At 58.1% G+C, this 15,079-nt stretch carries 14 protein-coding genes; 7 read left to right on the forward strand and 7 right to left on the reverse strand.

Annotated elements, in window-relative coordinates:
• Positions 1 to 16: 16 nt before the first annotated feature.
• Positions 17 to 604: a hypothetical protein gene (locus FGZ14_RS03050; RefSeq protein ID WP_139921091.1), complete on the reverse strand. Its 588-nt coding sequence runs from the start codon at positions 602 to 604 to the stop codon at positions 17 to 19.
• A 150-nt stretch (positions 605 to 754) separates the two neighbouring features.
• Between FGZ14_RS03050 and FGZ14_RS03055 the strand changes: the two genes are divergently transcribed.
• A complete protein-coding gene (locus FGZ14_RS03055; protein ID WP_139921093.1) occupies positions 755 to 1,819 on the forward strand; it encodes a succinylglutamate desuccinylase/aspartoacylase family protein in 1,065 nt (354 codons plus the stop codon).
• 22 nt (positions 1,820 to 1,841) lie between these two features.
• Here FGZ14_RS03055 and FGZ14_RS03060 read toward each other — a convergent pair whose 3' ends face one another.
• The gene (locus tag FGZ14_RS03060) at positions 1,842 to 2,816 is read right to left on the reverse strand and encodes a hypothetical protein (protein ID WP_139921095.1); all 975 of its coding nucleotides are present in this window, start codon (positions 2,814 to 2,816) and stop codon (positions 1,842 to 1,844) included.
• Positions 2,817 to 2,900: 84 nt separating this feature from the next.
• Between FGZ14_RS03060 and FGZ14_RS03065 the strand changes: the two genes are divergently transcribed.
• From FGZ14_RS03065 to FGZ14_RS03080, 4 genes are all read left to right on the forward strand, one after another.
• A complete protein-coding gene (locus FGZ14_RS03065; protein WP_257883329.1) occupies positions 2,901 to 3,482 on the forward strand; it encodes a Crp/Fnr family transcriptional regulator in 582 nt (193 codons plus the stop codon).
• Positions 3,483 to 3,838: 356 nt separating this feature from the next.
• Positions 3,839 to 4,378 carry a (2Fe-2S)-binding protein gene (locus FGZ14_RS03070; protein ID WP_139921097.1) on the forward strand — a complete coding sequence of 180 codons (540 nt, stop codon included), beginning with the start codon at positions 3,839 to 3,841 and terminating at the stop codon, positions 4,376 to 4,378.
• Positions 4,379 to 4,469: 91 nt separating this feature from the next.
• Positions 4,470 to 5,492, forward strand: a complete 1,023-nt coding sequence (locus FGZ14_RS03075; RefSeq protein WP_139921099.1) for a xanthine dehydrogenase family protein subunit M — start codon at positions 4,470 to 4,472, stop codon at positions 5,490 to 5,492.
• Complete coding sequence (locus FGZ14_RS03080; protein WP_139921101.1) at positions 5,489 to 7,720, forward strand: xanthine dehydrogenase family protein molybdopterin-binding subunit; 2,232 nt, start codon at positions 5,489 to 5,491, stop codon at positions 7,718 to 7,720. Before FGZ14_RS03075 ends, FGZ14_RS03080 begins: the two co-directional genes overlap by 4 nt.
• A 71-nt stretch (positions 7,721 to 7,791) precedes the next feature.
• Here FGZ14_RS03080 and FGZ14_RS03085 read toward each other — a convergent pair whose 3' ends face one another.
• The 5 genes from FGZ14_RS03085 to FGZ14_RS03105 all read right to left on the reverse strand — a co-directional run bounded on the left by FGZ14_RS03085 (position 7,792) and on the right by FGZ14_RS03105 (position 11,181).
• The gene (locus tag FGZ14_RS03085) at positions 7,792 to 8,673 is read right to left on the reverse strand and encodes a TIR domain-containing protein (protein WP_139921103.1); all 882 of its coding nucleotides are present in this window, start codon (positions 8,671 to 8,673) and stop codon (positions 7,792 to 7,794) included.
• Positions 8,674 to 8,732: 59 nt separating this feature from the next.
• Positions 8,733 to 9,062 carry a DUF5615 family PIN-like protein gene (locus FGZ14_RS03090; RefSeq protein WP_139921105.1) on the reverse strand — a complete coding sequence of 110 codons (330 nt, stop codon included), beginning with the start codon at positions 9,060 to 9,062 and terminating at the stop codon, positions 8,733 to 8,735.
• The gene (locus FGZ14_RS03095; protein WP_139921107.1) at positions 9,046 to 9,285 is read right to left on the reverse strand and encodes a DUF433 domain-containing protein; all 240 of its coding nucleotides are present in this window, start codon (positions 9,283 to 9,285) and stop codon (positions 9,046 to 9,048) included. Before FGZ14_RS03095 ends, FGZ14_RS03090 begins: the two co-directional genes overlap by 17 nt.
• Positions 9,286 to 9,315: 30 nt before the next feature.
• On the reverse strand, positions 9,316 to 10,491 hold the full coding sequence (locus FGZ14_RS03100) for a nitrate/nitrite transporter (RefSeq protein ID WP_139921109.1): 1,176 nt from the start codon (positions 10,489 to 10,491) through the stop codon (positions 9,316 to 9,318).
• Between the two features lie 141 nt (positions 10,492 to 10,632).
• Complete coding sequence (locus FGZ14_RS03105) at positions 10,633 to 11,181, reverse strand: GNAT family N-acetyltransferase (RefSeq protein WP_139921111.1); 549 nt, start codon at positions 11,179 to 11,181, stop codon at positions 10,633 to 10,635.
• 357 nt (positions 11,182 to 11,538) lie between these two features.
• Between FGZ14_RS03105 and ygiD the strand changes: the two genes are divergently transcribed.
• Positions 11,539 to 12,426: a 4,5-DOPA dioxygenase extradiol gene (ygiD, locus tag FGZ14_RS03115; RefSeq protein ID WP_139921115.1), complete on the forward strand. Its 888-nt coding sequence runs from the start codon at positions 11,539 to 11,541 to the stop codon at positions 12,424 to 12,426.
• A 145-nt stretch (positions 12,427 to 12,571) separates the two neighbouring features.
• A complete protein-coding gene (locus tag FGZ14_RS03120) occupies positions 12,572 to 15,049 on the forward strand; it encodes a M1 family metallopeptidase (protein ID WP_139921117.1) in 2,478 nt (825 codons plus the stop codon).
• Positions 15,050 to 15,079 lie beyond the last annotated feature (30 nt).

The raw sequence follows: 15,079 nt of genomic DNA on the forward strand, positions 1-15,079 counted from the left end.
GACGAGTGGCGTAGGGCTAGTATTCCAGCACGTCGTCAATTTTATAGCCCTGGGCCGTGCGGAGCACTTTGATGTCGCCCTGATTATCCGTCTTGTAGGTCAGGTCCCGAATGGTGACATTGAAGAGGTACCCATTGTCCTTGGTGCGCTCTTTGAACGTGCAGCGCGTGACCTTCAGGTTGCCGTAATCCTGAGCGGTGAACAGGAAGCCCCCCGTGCCCACGTACTTGGTATTGTACTGGCCCGCCCATTTCTTCTCGAAATCTGCCACGGCCTTGTCTTGGTCCTCCGCGAATTCCAGGTTGATGGATTCGAGTTTGTAGGCTTTGTAGCGCCGGGTATAAATACCAGCGGTAGTATCGGTATCGGCTTTGGCATCGGCTCCGGGGCTGCCCGAGTGATAGTAGTCTTCCACGCTGGTCATCAGCCATTGCCGGGCGCCGGCTACATCATCAGCGGCAGCCTCGGACGCTGTAGGTTGAGCGGGCGTCTGGGCTGCGCCTGTTGCGGGAGCTGAAGGGGTAGCCGGTTTTTCGTTGGGTTGGGTTTGGCAAGCCGTGAACAAGCCCACCAGGGCACAAAGCGGCAACAGAAATTTGGTCATAAAGGCTACTAGCGAATAGGGGGTGAATATATAAAAACTCAACTATGGTCGCCTTGCCCGCAGAAAGGGGGGTAGCCTTCTACTTACTCCTGCCAGCCCTTTAGCTAGTTCCAGCTCTTTTTCTGATTTCTATCACTTCTTCTTTTGCGTATGCTGAACCGCGTTTTTCTGCTGCTTTCTACTCTTTTGCTTTCTGCCTTCCAGCTAACTGCCGCACCCAAGCCCTTTGTTTTCAACGGTCAGTCGGTGCCGGCGGGGCGTAAGCTGGCTACCCTACTCCACATAACCGATGGCCGCGACAGTACCGTAGTGCCCGTTACGGTGTTTCATGGCCGCCGGCCTGGGCCGGTGCTGGGCATTATTGCCGGGGTGCACGGCTACGAGTACCCGCCCATTATGGCGGCCCAGCAGCTAAGCAAGGAAATAGACCCGGAGCAGCTGCGTGGTACCGTGCTGTTGGTGCATGTGGCTAACGTGCCCAGCTTCCTAGGTCGCCGCATTCAGGTAAACCCCCAGGACAACAAGAACCTCAACCGTGTATTTCCCGGCAAACCCGACGGCACTATCACCGAGCGACTGGCCTACCGCCTGGGCAACGATGTGATAGGGCGCTGCACCCACGTCATCGACGTGCACGCCGGCGACGCCCTCGACGACCTGCGGCCCTACGCTGGCTACTACAACTACTTCGATACCCCCGAGTTATCAGAAAAAGGCTGCCACATGGCCTCCGTCCTGGGCTTTCCCTACGTCATTCAGTTTGGCAACGAGCCCAGCCTGAAAGATCAAGCCTCGGTGTATTGTTCCCGCGAAGCCATCAAGCGCGGCATTCCGGCCATAGATATTGAGTGCGGCCGCTTCGGTCTGCCCGAGCCGGAGCACATTGCCCAGATCAAACAAGCCCTACAACGACTGCTGGGCCACCTGCAAATGACGGAAAGCCAACCGGCAGTCAGCATTCCGCCCGCCCTGATTACCCAGCGTACCACCGTCAACAGCACGCACACTGGCTTTTTCTTCCCGCTGGTGAAAGCCGGCGAGTTCATTTACAAGGGCCGCCAGCTAGGCTACATCACTGATTTGTTCGGCAATCACTCCGCCGATGTACTGGCCCCCGTGAATGGGGTAGTGCTGTATATGATGGCCACACCGCCCATCAGCAAGGGCGAAAGTCTATTCAGCATCGGGCACCTGCCCAAAGCCGCTCAGCCTTAGTTAATGGGCGAAGCCCCGCTTTTTACAGGCTAGCGATTAAATCAGTTAGAGCCGCTTTTAGTGTGGGCAGATGAGTGCAGATTCTCGGGTCCATCAGATTGCCCCCGAAACCTGCTCTATCCTCGGACGCTTTACTGGTCAACTTTTGCAGGTTTGCCTTCAATGCTTTAGGCTGATGGGCACCCAGAGTCCAAATAGCAATTACTTTGGGGAAATCTGGCGTCTTGGCATCTGACAGCAGGGCGAGTAGCTGCTGATCTGCTTCCGGGGTGTTAACAGCCGTGAGTGCCCGCGCAGCGGATATTTGGGAGTGGAAGTTTTGGTTATCGCGCAGGAAGGGTAGGGTAGCCGTGTAGTAATCAGTCAGACCCAGGTGATAGATAGTTTCCAGGGCGGCGTGCTGCCTAAAAAAGGTGGGTAGTTCTTCCTGGTTCAGCGCAGCGGGCTTTTGAGCTAGCTGCTGCCCAATAAAAGTGCGCACTGCCTCGGCTGCATATGGCTGCTGATGGTAATGCTGAAAAATAGCCGTCATGGTTAGCTCGTATGCTGGTCGCTCGAGCAAGGCTTGATGATAACTATGGCGGTAAGTAGCAGAAACACGCTGCCCTTTCACCAAAGCAAAGCCAGTGGTTGGAGTAGCCAGACTATAAGTACCAGCCTGATTTTTCTTTAGGAAAAAGTAAGCAGTATCCTGGGGACTGAGGTGAAACTCTGGTCCGTGCCCACCCGAAGTGCTGCACAAATCAAGCGAATAGAAATCGGTGAGCTTAACGGCGCCAGTGAGTGGGCTGCCCGTCGTTCCGAGGGTAGCAAGTACAGTAAGAGTGGTGCTGCTCTCGTCAGCCGCCGCGACAGTAGCCAGCACGAAATAATCCGCTTTCCTTACTACCTGGTCGTGCCAGGGTTCATTCCAGGTAGTAGCGTAGGTAAGGTGAGAACCCCCGAGTAGCAGGAGCCAAACCAGAACGAAGTGAAGAAAATGGAGCGGATTGCGCATACCAGTAATAGAATAGGAGGTAGTATAGATTTGACGCAATACTACCAGATTCTTGTTGCTTTACGGCTAATTCCTTGATTGATTATGCTCGACGCTCTGCGTGCCTACCTCTCCGATAAGCTCCCGCTTTCCGAAGCTCAATTTGCGGAGCTGGCTGGGCTGCTCACGCCGCGCCACTTGGCCCGGCACGAGGTATTGGTGCACCAGGGGGAGGTAGGACGTTATGGGGCCTTTGTGGTGCGGGGCTGCCTGCGCAGCTTCGTGACCGACGAGCGCCAGAAGGAGCACATCCTGCAATTCGCGCCTGAAAACTGGTGGATTTCCGACCAGCACAGCCTGGCGCGGCAACAGCCAGCCCTGTTCTCTATCGACGCTCTGGAAGACTCCGAGGTGTTGGTGTTTGGGGCCGAGTTCTACGCCCGGCTGCAAGCCTTCGGGCCAGAGTTCCAGATGTTCTTTTATCAGTTGCTGCAAAACAGCCTAGTGGCGCTGCAGCGCCGATTGATTGGCGTACTCAGCGCCCCGGCGGAGGTGCGCTACCAGGAGTTCCTGCAGCTCTATCCTACGCTGGCCCGGCGGCTACCCCAGCGCCACATTGCCGCCTACCTCGGCATCACGCCCGAGTCCTTAAGCCGCATTCGAGGCGAATTGGCCAGGAATGGGTAGCTCACAAGTGCTACACAAGGCCCGTTAAGCAGCGCGCTTGGGTGGAGTTAACAGATGTATTTCGTTATGTTCCATACTATATAACGTAGGGAATGTCAGAGGTATAGACCTGGGGAAGAGATAGTAGGTGAATATTTAGAATTTGTATGCATAACCAATTAACTGCCTGAAAATTAGTCTTTCACTGTCGGGCTTTTGTATATATAGGATTTTTAAGAGAGGAAATACGAGCAAAAGAATAACGTGGGGCTGAAATCCGGCGTAAAGGAAACTCACTGTCCGGTTCGCGCCCCCTGGGCGCGGTAGGCCAGATAGCTGCTTTCCGCTCGCACTCTCACCTAACTATTCTTTCTCTCATGATACAACAGTCCTCAACCTCCGCGGCCCAAGCGGGTGGGGTGGCTGCCCCGCCGCCTACGGGCACGGTGCGCCTCACCATCAACGGCCAGCAGCACACGCTGCAGATTGCGCCCTGGACAACCCTGCTCGACGCCCTGCGCGAATACGTATACCTCACGGGCACCAAAAAAGGCTGCGACCATGGCCAGTGTGGGGCCTGCACGGTGCTGGTCAACGGCAAACGCATCAATAGCTGTCTCTCTCTGGCCGTGATGCACGAAGACCACGACATCACGACCATTGAAGGCCTGGGCAGCCAGGAAAACCTGCACCCTTTGCAGCAGGCCTTCATCGACCACGACGCTTTCCAGTGCGGCTATTGCACGCCGGGCCAAATCTGCTCGGCCCAGGGCCTCATCAATGAAGGCCGGGCCCACACCGAGGAGGAGATTAAGGAGCACATGAGCGGCAACCTGTGCCGCTGCGGTGCCTACGCCGGCATTCTGAATGCGGTGAAGGAAGTGGTGGATGCGAAAAGTAATGAGGTGAAGAGGTAAAAGGTGATGAAGTAAGCGGCTGTCAAGCCAGTAGCAGCTGCGCTCTTTCAACTGCCTCACAATCTGCTTTATCACCTCATCACCCGAGACCATGAACCCATTCACTTACTCCAGCGCTACGGCCGTCGAGGACGCCGTGCGCGACAACGCCAGCCACGAAGGCGCGGCCTACATCGGGGGCGGCACCAACATCCTCGACCTGATGAAGGAAAATGTGGCGCGCCCTACCCACCTCGTGGGACTGAACAAGCTGCCACTGACCTCTATTGAGCCTACCCCCGAGGGCGGCCTGCGCCTGGGCGCCCTGGCTACCAACGCCGACACGGCCTGGAACGAGGAAGTAAAGCGCCGCTACCCGCTGCTGAACCAGGCCATTCTGGCCGGCGCTTCGCCGCAGCTGCGGAACATGGCCACCAACGGCGGCAACCTCATGCAGCGCACCCGCTGCTACTACTTCTACGACACAGCCACGCCCTGCAACAAGCGGGAGCCCGGCTCGGGCTGCAGTGCCATTGGGGGCTTCAACCGCATTCATGCCATTCTGGGCACCAGTGAGCAGTGCATTGCCACCCACCCTTCGGATATGTGCGTTGCCCTGGCCGCTCTAGCCGCCACAGTGCGCGTGAGCGGGCCCAGCGGCGAGCGGACCATTCCGTTTGAGGATTTCCACCGCCTGCCCGGCAACACCCCGGAGCGCGACAACAACCTGAAGCCCGGTGAGTTGATTACCGGCCTCGATTTGCCGGCCAAAGGCTTCGAGAAGAACTTCAGCTACCTCAAGCTCCGCGACCGAAACTCCTATGCCTTCGCCCTGGTATCGGTGGCGGCGGCTTTGGAGTTGGACGGCGACACCATCACGGATGCCCGCCTGGCCCTGGGCGGCGTGGCCCACAAGCCCTGGCGCGACCAGGAGGCCGAAAACCTGCTGAAAGGCCAGCCCGCTACCCCCGAAACCTTTGCCCGTGCCGCCGCCAAAGTGGTGGAAAGCGCCCAGGGCTACGGCTCCAATAACTTCAAGATTGAGCTGGCCCGCCGCGCCATTGTGCGCGCCCTCAAGCAAGCCGCCGAAGGCAGCCAGCACGCATCCGACGTCTTTTTAAACTCGAATCCATGAGCACGACCAACTATATCGGCAAGCCCACGAGTCGGGTTGACGGCCCGGCCAAGGTAACGGGCGCCGCTACCTACGCCGCCGAGTTCCATGTGCCTAACATGGCGTACGGCTGGGTGGTGAGCAGCCCCATTGCCAAGGGCCGCATTACCAAAGTACATTCTGACGAAGTGCTAGCCATTCCGGGCGTGCTGGAGGTGTTTTCGCACGAAAATGTGCCCAGCCTGGCTTGGTTCGACCGCAAATACAAGGACGACGTGGCCCCCGGCGGCTCGCCCTTCCGGCCCCTGCACGAAGACAAAATCCAGTTCAACCAGCAGCCCATTGCCTTAGTAGTGGCCGAAACGCTGGAACTGGCCCGCTACGCCTCCTCGGTGCTGCGCATCGACTACGAGGAAGAAGCCCACGAAACCGACATCGAAGCCAAGCGCGACGAAGGTTTCGAGCCAGGCCGTGGCAAATCGGGCTGGATGCCGCCGCCCCCGCCCCGCGGCAACCCCGACAAAGCCTGGGAAGAGGCCGAGCACCACATCGAGCACGAGTACGTGCACGGCGCTCAGCATCACAACCCCATGGAAATGTACGGGGCCACGGTGGAGTGGCGCGGCGATAAGAAGCTGACGGTGTATGACAAGACCCAGGGGGTAGTAAATGTGCAGAACTACCTCACCAAAATCTTCGGACTGAGCAAAGACGACTGTCGGGTAATCAACCAGTACATGGGCGGCGGCTTCGGCTCGGGCCTGCGGCCGCAGTACTCGGTGTTTCTGGCTGTGCTGGCGTCCCTGGAGCTGAAACGCTCGGTGCGCGTCACGCTCACGCGCCAGCAGATGTTCAGCTTCGGCCACCGCCCCCACACCCTGCAATACGTGAAGCTGGGCACCAACCCCGATGGCACCCTGGCTGCCATTCAGCACCACGCCCTCCACGAAACCTCGCAGTTTGAGGAGTACACCGAAAACGTGGTGAACTGGAGCGGCATGCTCTACCAGTGCGAAAACGTGAAGCTGGGCTACCAGCTGGCCAAGCTGGATGTATTTACGCCCCAGGACATGCGTGCGCCGGGCGCTGCTACCGGTTCCTTCGCCCTAGAAGTAGCCATGGACGAAATGGCCGCCGCCGCCGGCCTTGACCCCATCGACTTCCGCATCCGTAACTACGCCGAGGAAGACCAGAACGCCGGCAAGCCCTTCTCCAGCAAGCGCCTGCGCGACTGCTACCACCAGGGCGCGGCCAAATTCGGGTGGGACCAGCGCAACCCCCAGCCCCGCTCCATGCGCAAGGGCAACCGCCTGGTGGGCTATGGCATGGCTGGCGGCGTGTGGGATGCTACCCAGAAGAAAGCCGCCGCTAAGGCTACCCTCACCGCCGACGGCAAACTGCTGGTTTCCAGCGCCACCACCGACATCGGAACGGGCACTTACACCATCATGACCCAGATTGCGGCCGACACGCTGGGGCTGCCCATTGAAGCCGTAACCTTCAAGCTCGGTGATACCGACTTGCCCGAAGCCCCCGTGCAGGGTGGTTCCTGGACGGCCGCCTCCGTTGGCTCGGCCGTGAAGAGCGTCTGCGAAGCCATTGGCGAGAAGCTGCTCAAGCTGGCCCAGAAGATGGAAGGCTCGCCTCTGAAAGGCGCCAGCCCGGACGAAGTAGAGTTCGTGAACGGCCAGATTCGGCTGCGCCAAGACCCCGACAACGCTGTGGTTATCCGCGACGTGCTGCAGGCCAGCGGCGAAACCAAGCTGGAAACGGATAGCTCGGCTACGCCCAACCTGCTCAAGCAGGCCACCCACTCCATGCACTCGCACAACGCTGTGTTTGTGGAGGTGGAGGTAGATGAGGAGTTTGGCACCGTGCACGTTACGCGCGTGCTCAACGCCGTGGCCGCCGGCCGCATCCTCAACCCCAAAACCGCCCGCTCGCAGGTGCTGGGCTCCATTGTCTGGGGCATCAGCATGGCCCTGATGGAGGAAACCGTCATGGACCACCAGTTTGGGCGCTACATGAACCACAACTACTCGGAGTACCACATCCCCGTGCAGGCCGATATCAACGACATCGAGGTGCTGTTCGTGGAGGAGGAAGACGACGTAGTAAACCCGCTGGGGGTGAAGGGGGTAGGCGAAATCGGCCTGCTGGGCGTAGCCGCCGCCATCACCAACGCCGTGTACCACGCCACCGGCAAGCGCGTCCGCGACCTACCTATTTACTTGGACAAGCTGCTGTAGTCCGGCTTGCTACTCTATAGAAAAGCCCCGGTGCCATAAGGCGCCGGGGCTTTTTGGTGGGGTGCTTTTTATTAAAAACCTGTTATAGCAGCCTGAATATCAACGTAAATGCCAACTGCTTGCATCTCCTTCATCAGCTTGACTTTCCAAGCACCTGCTGAATCATACTTTTCATAAAGGATGCCTTGTAAATCACTTGGGATTTCTACATCTCCCTTAACAATCATTCTCAATCTAGACTTTCCTAACTTTCCTAGAAAGTAGCCAATCTCCATAATAACATTTTGTCTTGCTCTATTATTACCCGTAGTTGTCAAGTCGTCAGGTGTTAAAAGCGCAATAGCATAGCCAGCTACCTCAGTTTCCTCTACCAATTTGTCAATAATAGTTCGCCCTTTATCAGCCTGCTCGTGCAGTACAATGCTATTAACTCCAGCTCTGTTTAATAACAGCTGGATACTCATCTTTAACTCATTGTCATGCCCGTGTATTATAAATACAGTATCGTTTTTTGATTTTTTTGGCTTTTCTTCTATTTCAGGATTTGCGTTGATAATGTCTTCTACTGCTTTCTCAAAATACCCTAAAAATGTCTGGTTAAGCTTTAATGAATTTGCGGATAGTGATTTATCCATGAATAACTCAAATGCAAAATTATTAATCCAATTTTCATCGTTATGAGCGATTCTATTGTACATACTATAGGCTAAATGTTTGGCCTGTTCTAATTTCGTAGGTAAGCTCCAGCTACCTCCATAAAAACTTATGCCTTCAGAAACAGGCCAATTCCTCCAAGATTTTGCTTCCTCTTCATATGTGTCATACACAGGATTGTCTTTAATTTCACTTTTTAAGTAATCTATCATTTGGCTAACCGCACTATGAAAAGTATGATAGTTCGCTCTTGCAATCTGACTTAGCAAAAATTGAGTGGTTTCAAGATTAAGGGCCATGTTGTGATTTACGGCTATAAATTTCGTGTGAGAATGAGCTTTCGGAGTGATGGTAGTGATTAATCCGCTTTTATCACAATCGGACCGGTTGGTAAGGTGGGAGAGGACAACAACTGCTTGACTTGGCCCGAAAGAGCCGTCAGCACGCTGTACTGGTTGATAGATGCCGACAGCACGAAGACTGTAAGTGTGTACTTCTCGAAATTCTGTTGGTGCTGCAGATTCTTGTCAAATGTGAGCAGAGCATCGAAGCCTTCGGCCAGCATGCGTTTCAATAGTTCTCCATTTTTAATTCCGGCCCATCCTTTATCGCGGACGGTGTACACCTCGTGCTCGGGGAAGTCTGCCTTCAACCGCTTAGGCAGGTTTTCATCAAGCAACAGCCGCATACCAGTGGGCTACGTTACGGGAAGTCAGCAGCTTGTTGGCTACTTCTAAAACGGCTACGGCTTGCTCCCGGCTTACCGTGGGGAAATCGTCCAAGAATTCGGACAGCGAAACGCCAGCTTCCAGATGGTCGAATAACGACTCCACAGGCACGCGGGTACCGGCAAACACCGGCTGCCCGCCCTGAATGTCTTCATTAACAGTAATCAGCGTCTTAATGTCCATAGCAAATTCAAGGTACAGCTTATTGGTCTTTTACGCGAGTACGCCCGGTTTGCTACCCCGCCGCAACCCCCAAAGCCCCAGCGCCGGTCCCACGGCCAGCGGCAGCAGCAGATATGGCGGGGGCAGGAAGTGGCCTAGCCAGTTGGTGAGCTGAATGCTGGCAATGGTGAGGGCAAACCCCAGGCAGTTGACGATGGTGAGGGAAGTGCCCCGTGAGGCAGCCGGCGCATTCTGGGCCACCAGCGTGGAAAACAGCGGCGAATCGGCCACCACCACTACCCCCCAGAAAAACAGAAACCCCAGCAGCCCCGCCACCGAGCCGCCGCCCAGCACCCACGGCGACACCACGCAGCATACCCCCGATAGGCCTAGCGCCGCCGTGGCTACCGGGCGCGGCCCCAGCCGCTGCGAGAGCAGCCCGCTGCCCATGCAGGCCAGGCTACCCACCCCGATAATCAGGAACGAGAGCAGCGGCACCGGCAGCACCGCGCCGGGATGCAACTGGTTATAGGCCACCAGCAGCACTGGCACGAAGGCCCAGAACGTGTACAGCTCCCACATGTGCCCGAAGTAGCCAAACGCCGCCGCCCGAAACGCCGGCTCCCGAAACCCCGCCAGAAACGCCGTGAGCCGCAGCTGCTGCCCCGCGCGGCGGTAGGGCCCGTCGGGCACGAGCAGCACCAGCGCTACCCCGCCCAGCACCGCCAACCCCGAGGTAGCCACCGTCACGTACTGCCACGGCAGCTGGGCGGTGGCGGCCTTGAGCAGGTGCGGAAACGCCGTGCCCAGCACCAGCGCCCCCACCAGAAACCCCAGTGACTTGCCCAATCCGGCCTCGAAGTAGTCGGCGGCTATTTTCATGCCCACCGGGTAGATGCCCGCCAGGAAAAAGCCCGTCAGGAACCGCAGGGCCAGCAGCTCCGGGGCCCCGATACCGCCGAGGCTAACGCCCAGGTTGCAGGCCGCCGCCAGCAGGGCACTGATGCAAAACACCCGCGAGGGCGAAAATCGGTCGGCGAGGGCCAGCAGGGCGAAGGTGAGCGTGCCGGTGATGAAGCCCAGCTGCACGGCGCTGGTGAGCGTGGCCACAAAACCCGGTGGCTGATGGAGCTGAGCGGCTATATCCGGGGCTACGGCGTTGCCGGCAAACCACAGCGAGGTGCAGAAAAACTGCGCCCCCACGATGGTGGGTAGGATGCGGGACATGAAGGCTTGGGCGGGACAGGTGGGTTAGGAGCCGGCAAGTTGCCGAAAGTTCGGCAAGTGTAGCCCGGACTTTAGTCCGGCCCCGAGGCGGAATGTTCCGGGTGTTCCGGGTATTGCGGGTGTTCCGGACTAAAGTCCGGGCTACAGGGTTTCGCCGGCCAGCTCGTAATACTGGTTGCCGTTGAACTCAAACTCGCGGATAACCTCCAGCCCCAGCTTGCGGGTGTGCGCCGCGTAGGAGCGGCCGTTGATGCGGTTGATAAACGTGACCAGCACTGGGTAGCGCGAGGCCATTTGCGCCCGCGAGAAATCGAAAATCCGCCCCAGCAGGCCGCTGCCTCGGTAGGCCTTGTCCACACAGACGGGGCCGTACTGGTAGGAATTTGCGGTGCTGAGCGGCCGGCCGGCGTAGGTCAGCGTGGGCAGCTGCTCTATCATAAAGGCGAAAATCGGCCACACCGACCAAAACTGCCAGCTTGCCGCCATGACGTACGCCACCACCTGCCCCTCGTGCAGGGCAATGGACAGGCCCTGTTCCTGCTCAATCAGTTGCGTAAGCTGTTCGCGGGTGAAGGCGGTAGTCACGAAGCCATCGGCCTTATCCTCCTCGGCAATGGTGGCCAGCTGGTATTTCCGGTGCAGGGCCAGCACCCCGTCTATGTCTTCCAGGCGGGCTAGTTTGAGTTGCATACTGGAGTAGGAAAATATTAACTGTCGTGCTGGTTAGTACTATATCTATTCGTAACGCCTTTATCTGTAATGCTTGTCAAGGTGAATTTATCATAAGCCATTACATCGAATACTTTGGAATAGCCTTGATTCAGCCACTTCTTGTAGATGAGGCGGCCATTCATGTATAGATAGAACTCATGGCCTGCTAGCACTTTAATAATTGCCATTGGAGCTATATGTAGAGGTGATGACACCCTTTAAGAAGCATGAACCGCAATATAGCTTTACTCTCTGCTTCCCCTCTATTTCTTATCCTATATCAAGGTCCCGCTACCGCCGCCGGGGTACTTTTGTTAGGTAACTATTACCAACCCCATGCACCGCAAAGACTTCCTTAAAGCCCTGGCTGTGCTACCCCTCGCTACCGCTATGAACTCCCTGCAAGACCTTCATAAAACCGCCAGTTCCTTTCAGAAAACGGCTAAGATGCCGGTGCTCTTCGTGGGTCACGGCTCGCCCATGAACGCGCTGGCCGATAACCCCTTCACCCAAACCCTGCGCCAGCTAGGCCACGATATTCGCAACCTGCAGCCCCCGCGGGCGGTGCTGGTGGTGTCGGCGCACTGGCTCACGCGCGGCACCTTTGTGGCCGTGAACGAGCGGCCCGAAACCATCCACGACTTCGGCGGCTTCCCGCAGGAGCTGTTCGATATGCAGTACCCCGCGCCCGGCGCCCCCGACGTGGCCCGCGAGGTGCTACAGGCCCTGCCCGATGCCCACCCCACCGACGAGTGGGGCCTCGACCACGGCACCTGGACGGTACTGCACCACATCTTCCCGGAGGCCGATATTCCGGTGTTCCAGCTTAGCATCGACTACTACAAGCCCATTACCTACCACGCCGAGCTTTCACGGCAGCTGCAGTTTCTGCGCCGCCGCGGCGTCCTGATTCTGGGCAGCGGCAACATCGTGCACAACCTGCGCCAGAGTATGCCCAAGCTGATGACCGATGATGCCACGCCCTACGCCTGGGCGCAGGAGTTTGATGAGTGGGCTAAAGCCAAAATAAACCAGCGCGACCTGCACACCCTGGCCCACTACCAGCAGGCCGGGGCCAGCGGCCCGCTCTCGGTGCCCACCCCCGACCACTACATTCCGATGCTCTACAGCCTGGCCCTGGCCGAGCCCGACGACAACATCCGTCACGCCTACGAGGAAGTGAGTTTTGGGGGCATGAGCATGCGCACGTTCGTGGTCGGGTAAGGGGTAGTATTTAGTTTCTTAATCAACTCATGAAGAGCGGGATAAGGGAGTGCTGGCCTCTGGGTCGGCCTCTGTTTCGGTTCCGAAGGCAACCTTGTTCGCCCTACCCCCATCTATCGGCGCAAGTCTCTATACCTTGTGCCCGATGCGAAATCTGTCCTTAGTACTTGCTGGCCTGTTATCGGCCGTGGCCGCGGTGGCCCAGCAACCCACCCCGCAAGCAGCCACCGCTACGACTTACCGCGCCGAGGAGCGCAAAGTCAATGCCCTGGTACACACCCGGCTGGACCTGCGCTTCGACTACGCCAAGCGCTACGCCTACGGTAAAGCATGGCTGACCATGAAGCCCCACGGCTACCCCACCGACTCCCTGCGGCTCGATGCCAAGGGCATGGATATCAAATCGGTAGCCTTACTGAAAGGCAATACGCCGCAGCCTCTGAAGTACCAATACAACGGCTGGCAGCTGGCGGTGCAGCTGGGGCACATGGTGCCAGTAGGCGAGGAATACACGGTTTACATTGAGTACACTGCCAAGCCTGATGAGCTGCAGGTGAAAGGCAGCGCCGCCATTACCGGGGCCAAAGGCCTGTACTTTATAAACCCCGATAGTGCCGTGGCAGGCAAGCCGGTTCAGATCTGGACCCAGGGCGAAACGGAGGGTAGCTCAGCCTGGTTTCCTACCATTGATAGGCCCAACCAGAAATCAACCTCCGAGATAAGCCTGACGGTGCCCGCTAAGTACGTTACGCTCAGCAACGGGCTGCTGACGAGCCAGGAAGCCGCTGGCCCCGGCATGCGCCGCGACACCTGGAAAATGGACCAGCCCCACGCGCCTTACCTGTTCATGCTGGCCGTCGGCGACTTCCGGATTACCAGGGATACCTGGCGGGGTAAAGAAGTCAGCTACTACCTCGAACCCCAGTACGCGGCCCAGGCCCGCGCCATTTTTGGCAAAACGCCGCGTATGCTGGAGTTCTTTTCCCAGCGCCTTGGCGTGGATTTTCCGTGGAGTAAATACGCCCAGGTAGTCGGCCGCGAGTACGTGGCCGGCGCCATGGAAAACACCACGGCTTCCCTGTTCGGGGAGCATGCGCAAGGTACGGCCCGCGAGCAGCTGGATTGGGAGTATGCCCTGGTGGAGCGCGAAATTGCTCACGAGCTGTTCCATCAGTGGTTTGGTGACCTGGTGACGGCCGAAAGCTGGAGCAACCTGACCGTGAATGAGTCGTTTGCCAACTTCTCGGAGGTACTCTGGGCCGAGCACGAGTACGGCCCCGACGCGGGCGCGGCTCAGGCCCACCGCAGTCTGCGCACTTACCTGCGCGGCCCCGGCAACTACGAGAAGCCCTTGGTGCGCTTTCAGTATGCCGATAAGGAGGATATGTTTGATGGGGTTAGCTACCAGAAAGGGGGTAGCATCCTGAACATGCTCCGCTCTTACCTGGGCGAAGACGTGTTTTTTGCGGGGCTGAGAACATACCTAACCCGCAACGCCTTCGGGACCGGCGAAGCCCAGCAGCTGCGGCTGGCGCTGGAGGAAGCTTCGGGCCAGGATTTGAACTGGTTTTTCAACCAATGGTACTACCGCGCTGGTCACCCCATTGTCACGATTGACTATCAGTGGGATGCTGCCCGCCAGCGCCAGGCGGTGGTAGTGCGCCAAACCCAGCCCGGAGCGCCCTTCGTGCTGCCGCTTCAGGTAGATGTGTACACCAACGGGCGCGCCCGGCGCTACCCCGCTACCCTGCGCCACGCCGTCGATACGCTGTACTTTCCGGCCGCTAGCCGCCCGGAGCTGGTGAATGTGGATGCGCAGAAAACCTTAGTCTGGCAGAAGCAGGACAACAAGCCCCTGGCTGAGTTTGCCTACCAGTACCGTCACGCGGCTACCTTCCTAGACCGGCGCGAAGCCCTGGTGGCTGCTCAGAGTCAGCTTTCCGACCCTCTGGCCCAGAAAATTCTCGTTATGGGCCTGCAGGATAAGTCGGATGTGTTGCGTGGGCTAGCCATTGAGCAGCTCAACCTCAAAAACGACACGCTTCGCAAAGCTGCTGCCCCTATCCTGGCTCGCCTCGCCACCACTGACCCGTCGGTGCAGGTGCAGGCTGCGGCCTTGTCGGCTCTGGGTAACCTGAAGCAGAAACGCTACACAAAGCTATTTACCAAAGCCCTGAACAGCCAATCGTACCAGGTGCAGGGGGCGGCCTTGCAGGGGCTGGCCGCCTTGCAGCCCGCACAGGCCCTGGCCCGCGCCACCACTTTCGAGGCCGATAACAAAGGCGCCCTGACGGTAGCGCAGGTGCAGGTATATGGTCAGGTGGGCGGCCCGGCGCAGTGGCCCTCAGTGCTGGCCAAGTTTGATGCCGCCGACCCCAACAACCGCTTCAATATGATGTCTGGCTTTGGAGCCATGCTCGGTCGCCTCGACGACCCGACGGCCCTCACCCAGGGTATTACCCGCATCAAGGATATGGGAGTACAATTCAAGCCCTACGGCGTTGCAAAACCCCTCACCGAGCTGCTCCAGAAGATTCGGCAGCAGCAGGCTACCCGCCCGAACGCCGGGCAGGCGGCCACGCTGGTAGCTCAGGCTATAGCCGAGATTGAGGCGGCAAAGTAGGGTAGGGCAAAGGCGGAGTTGCAGCAGTAT

It is taken from the genome of Hymenobacter sp. DG01 (genome assembly GCF_006352025.1).
Lineage (GTDB): Bacteria > Bacteroidota > Bacteroidia > Cytophagales > Hymenobacteraceae > Hymenobacter.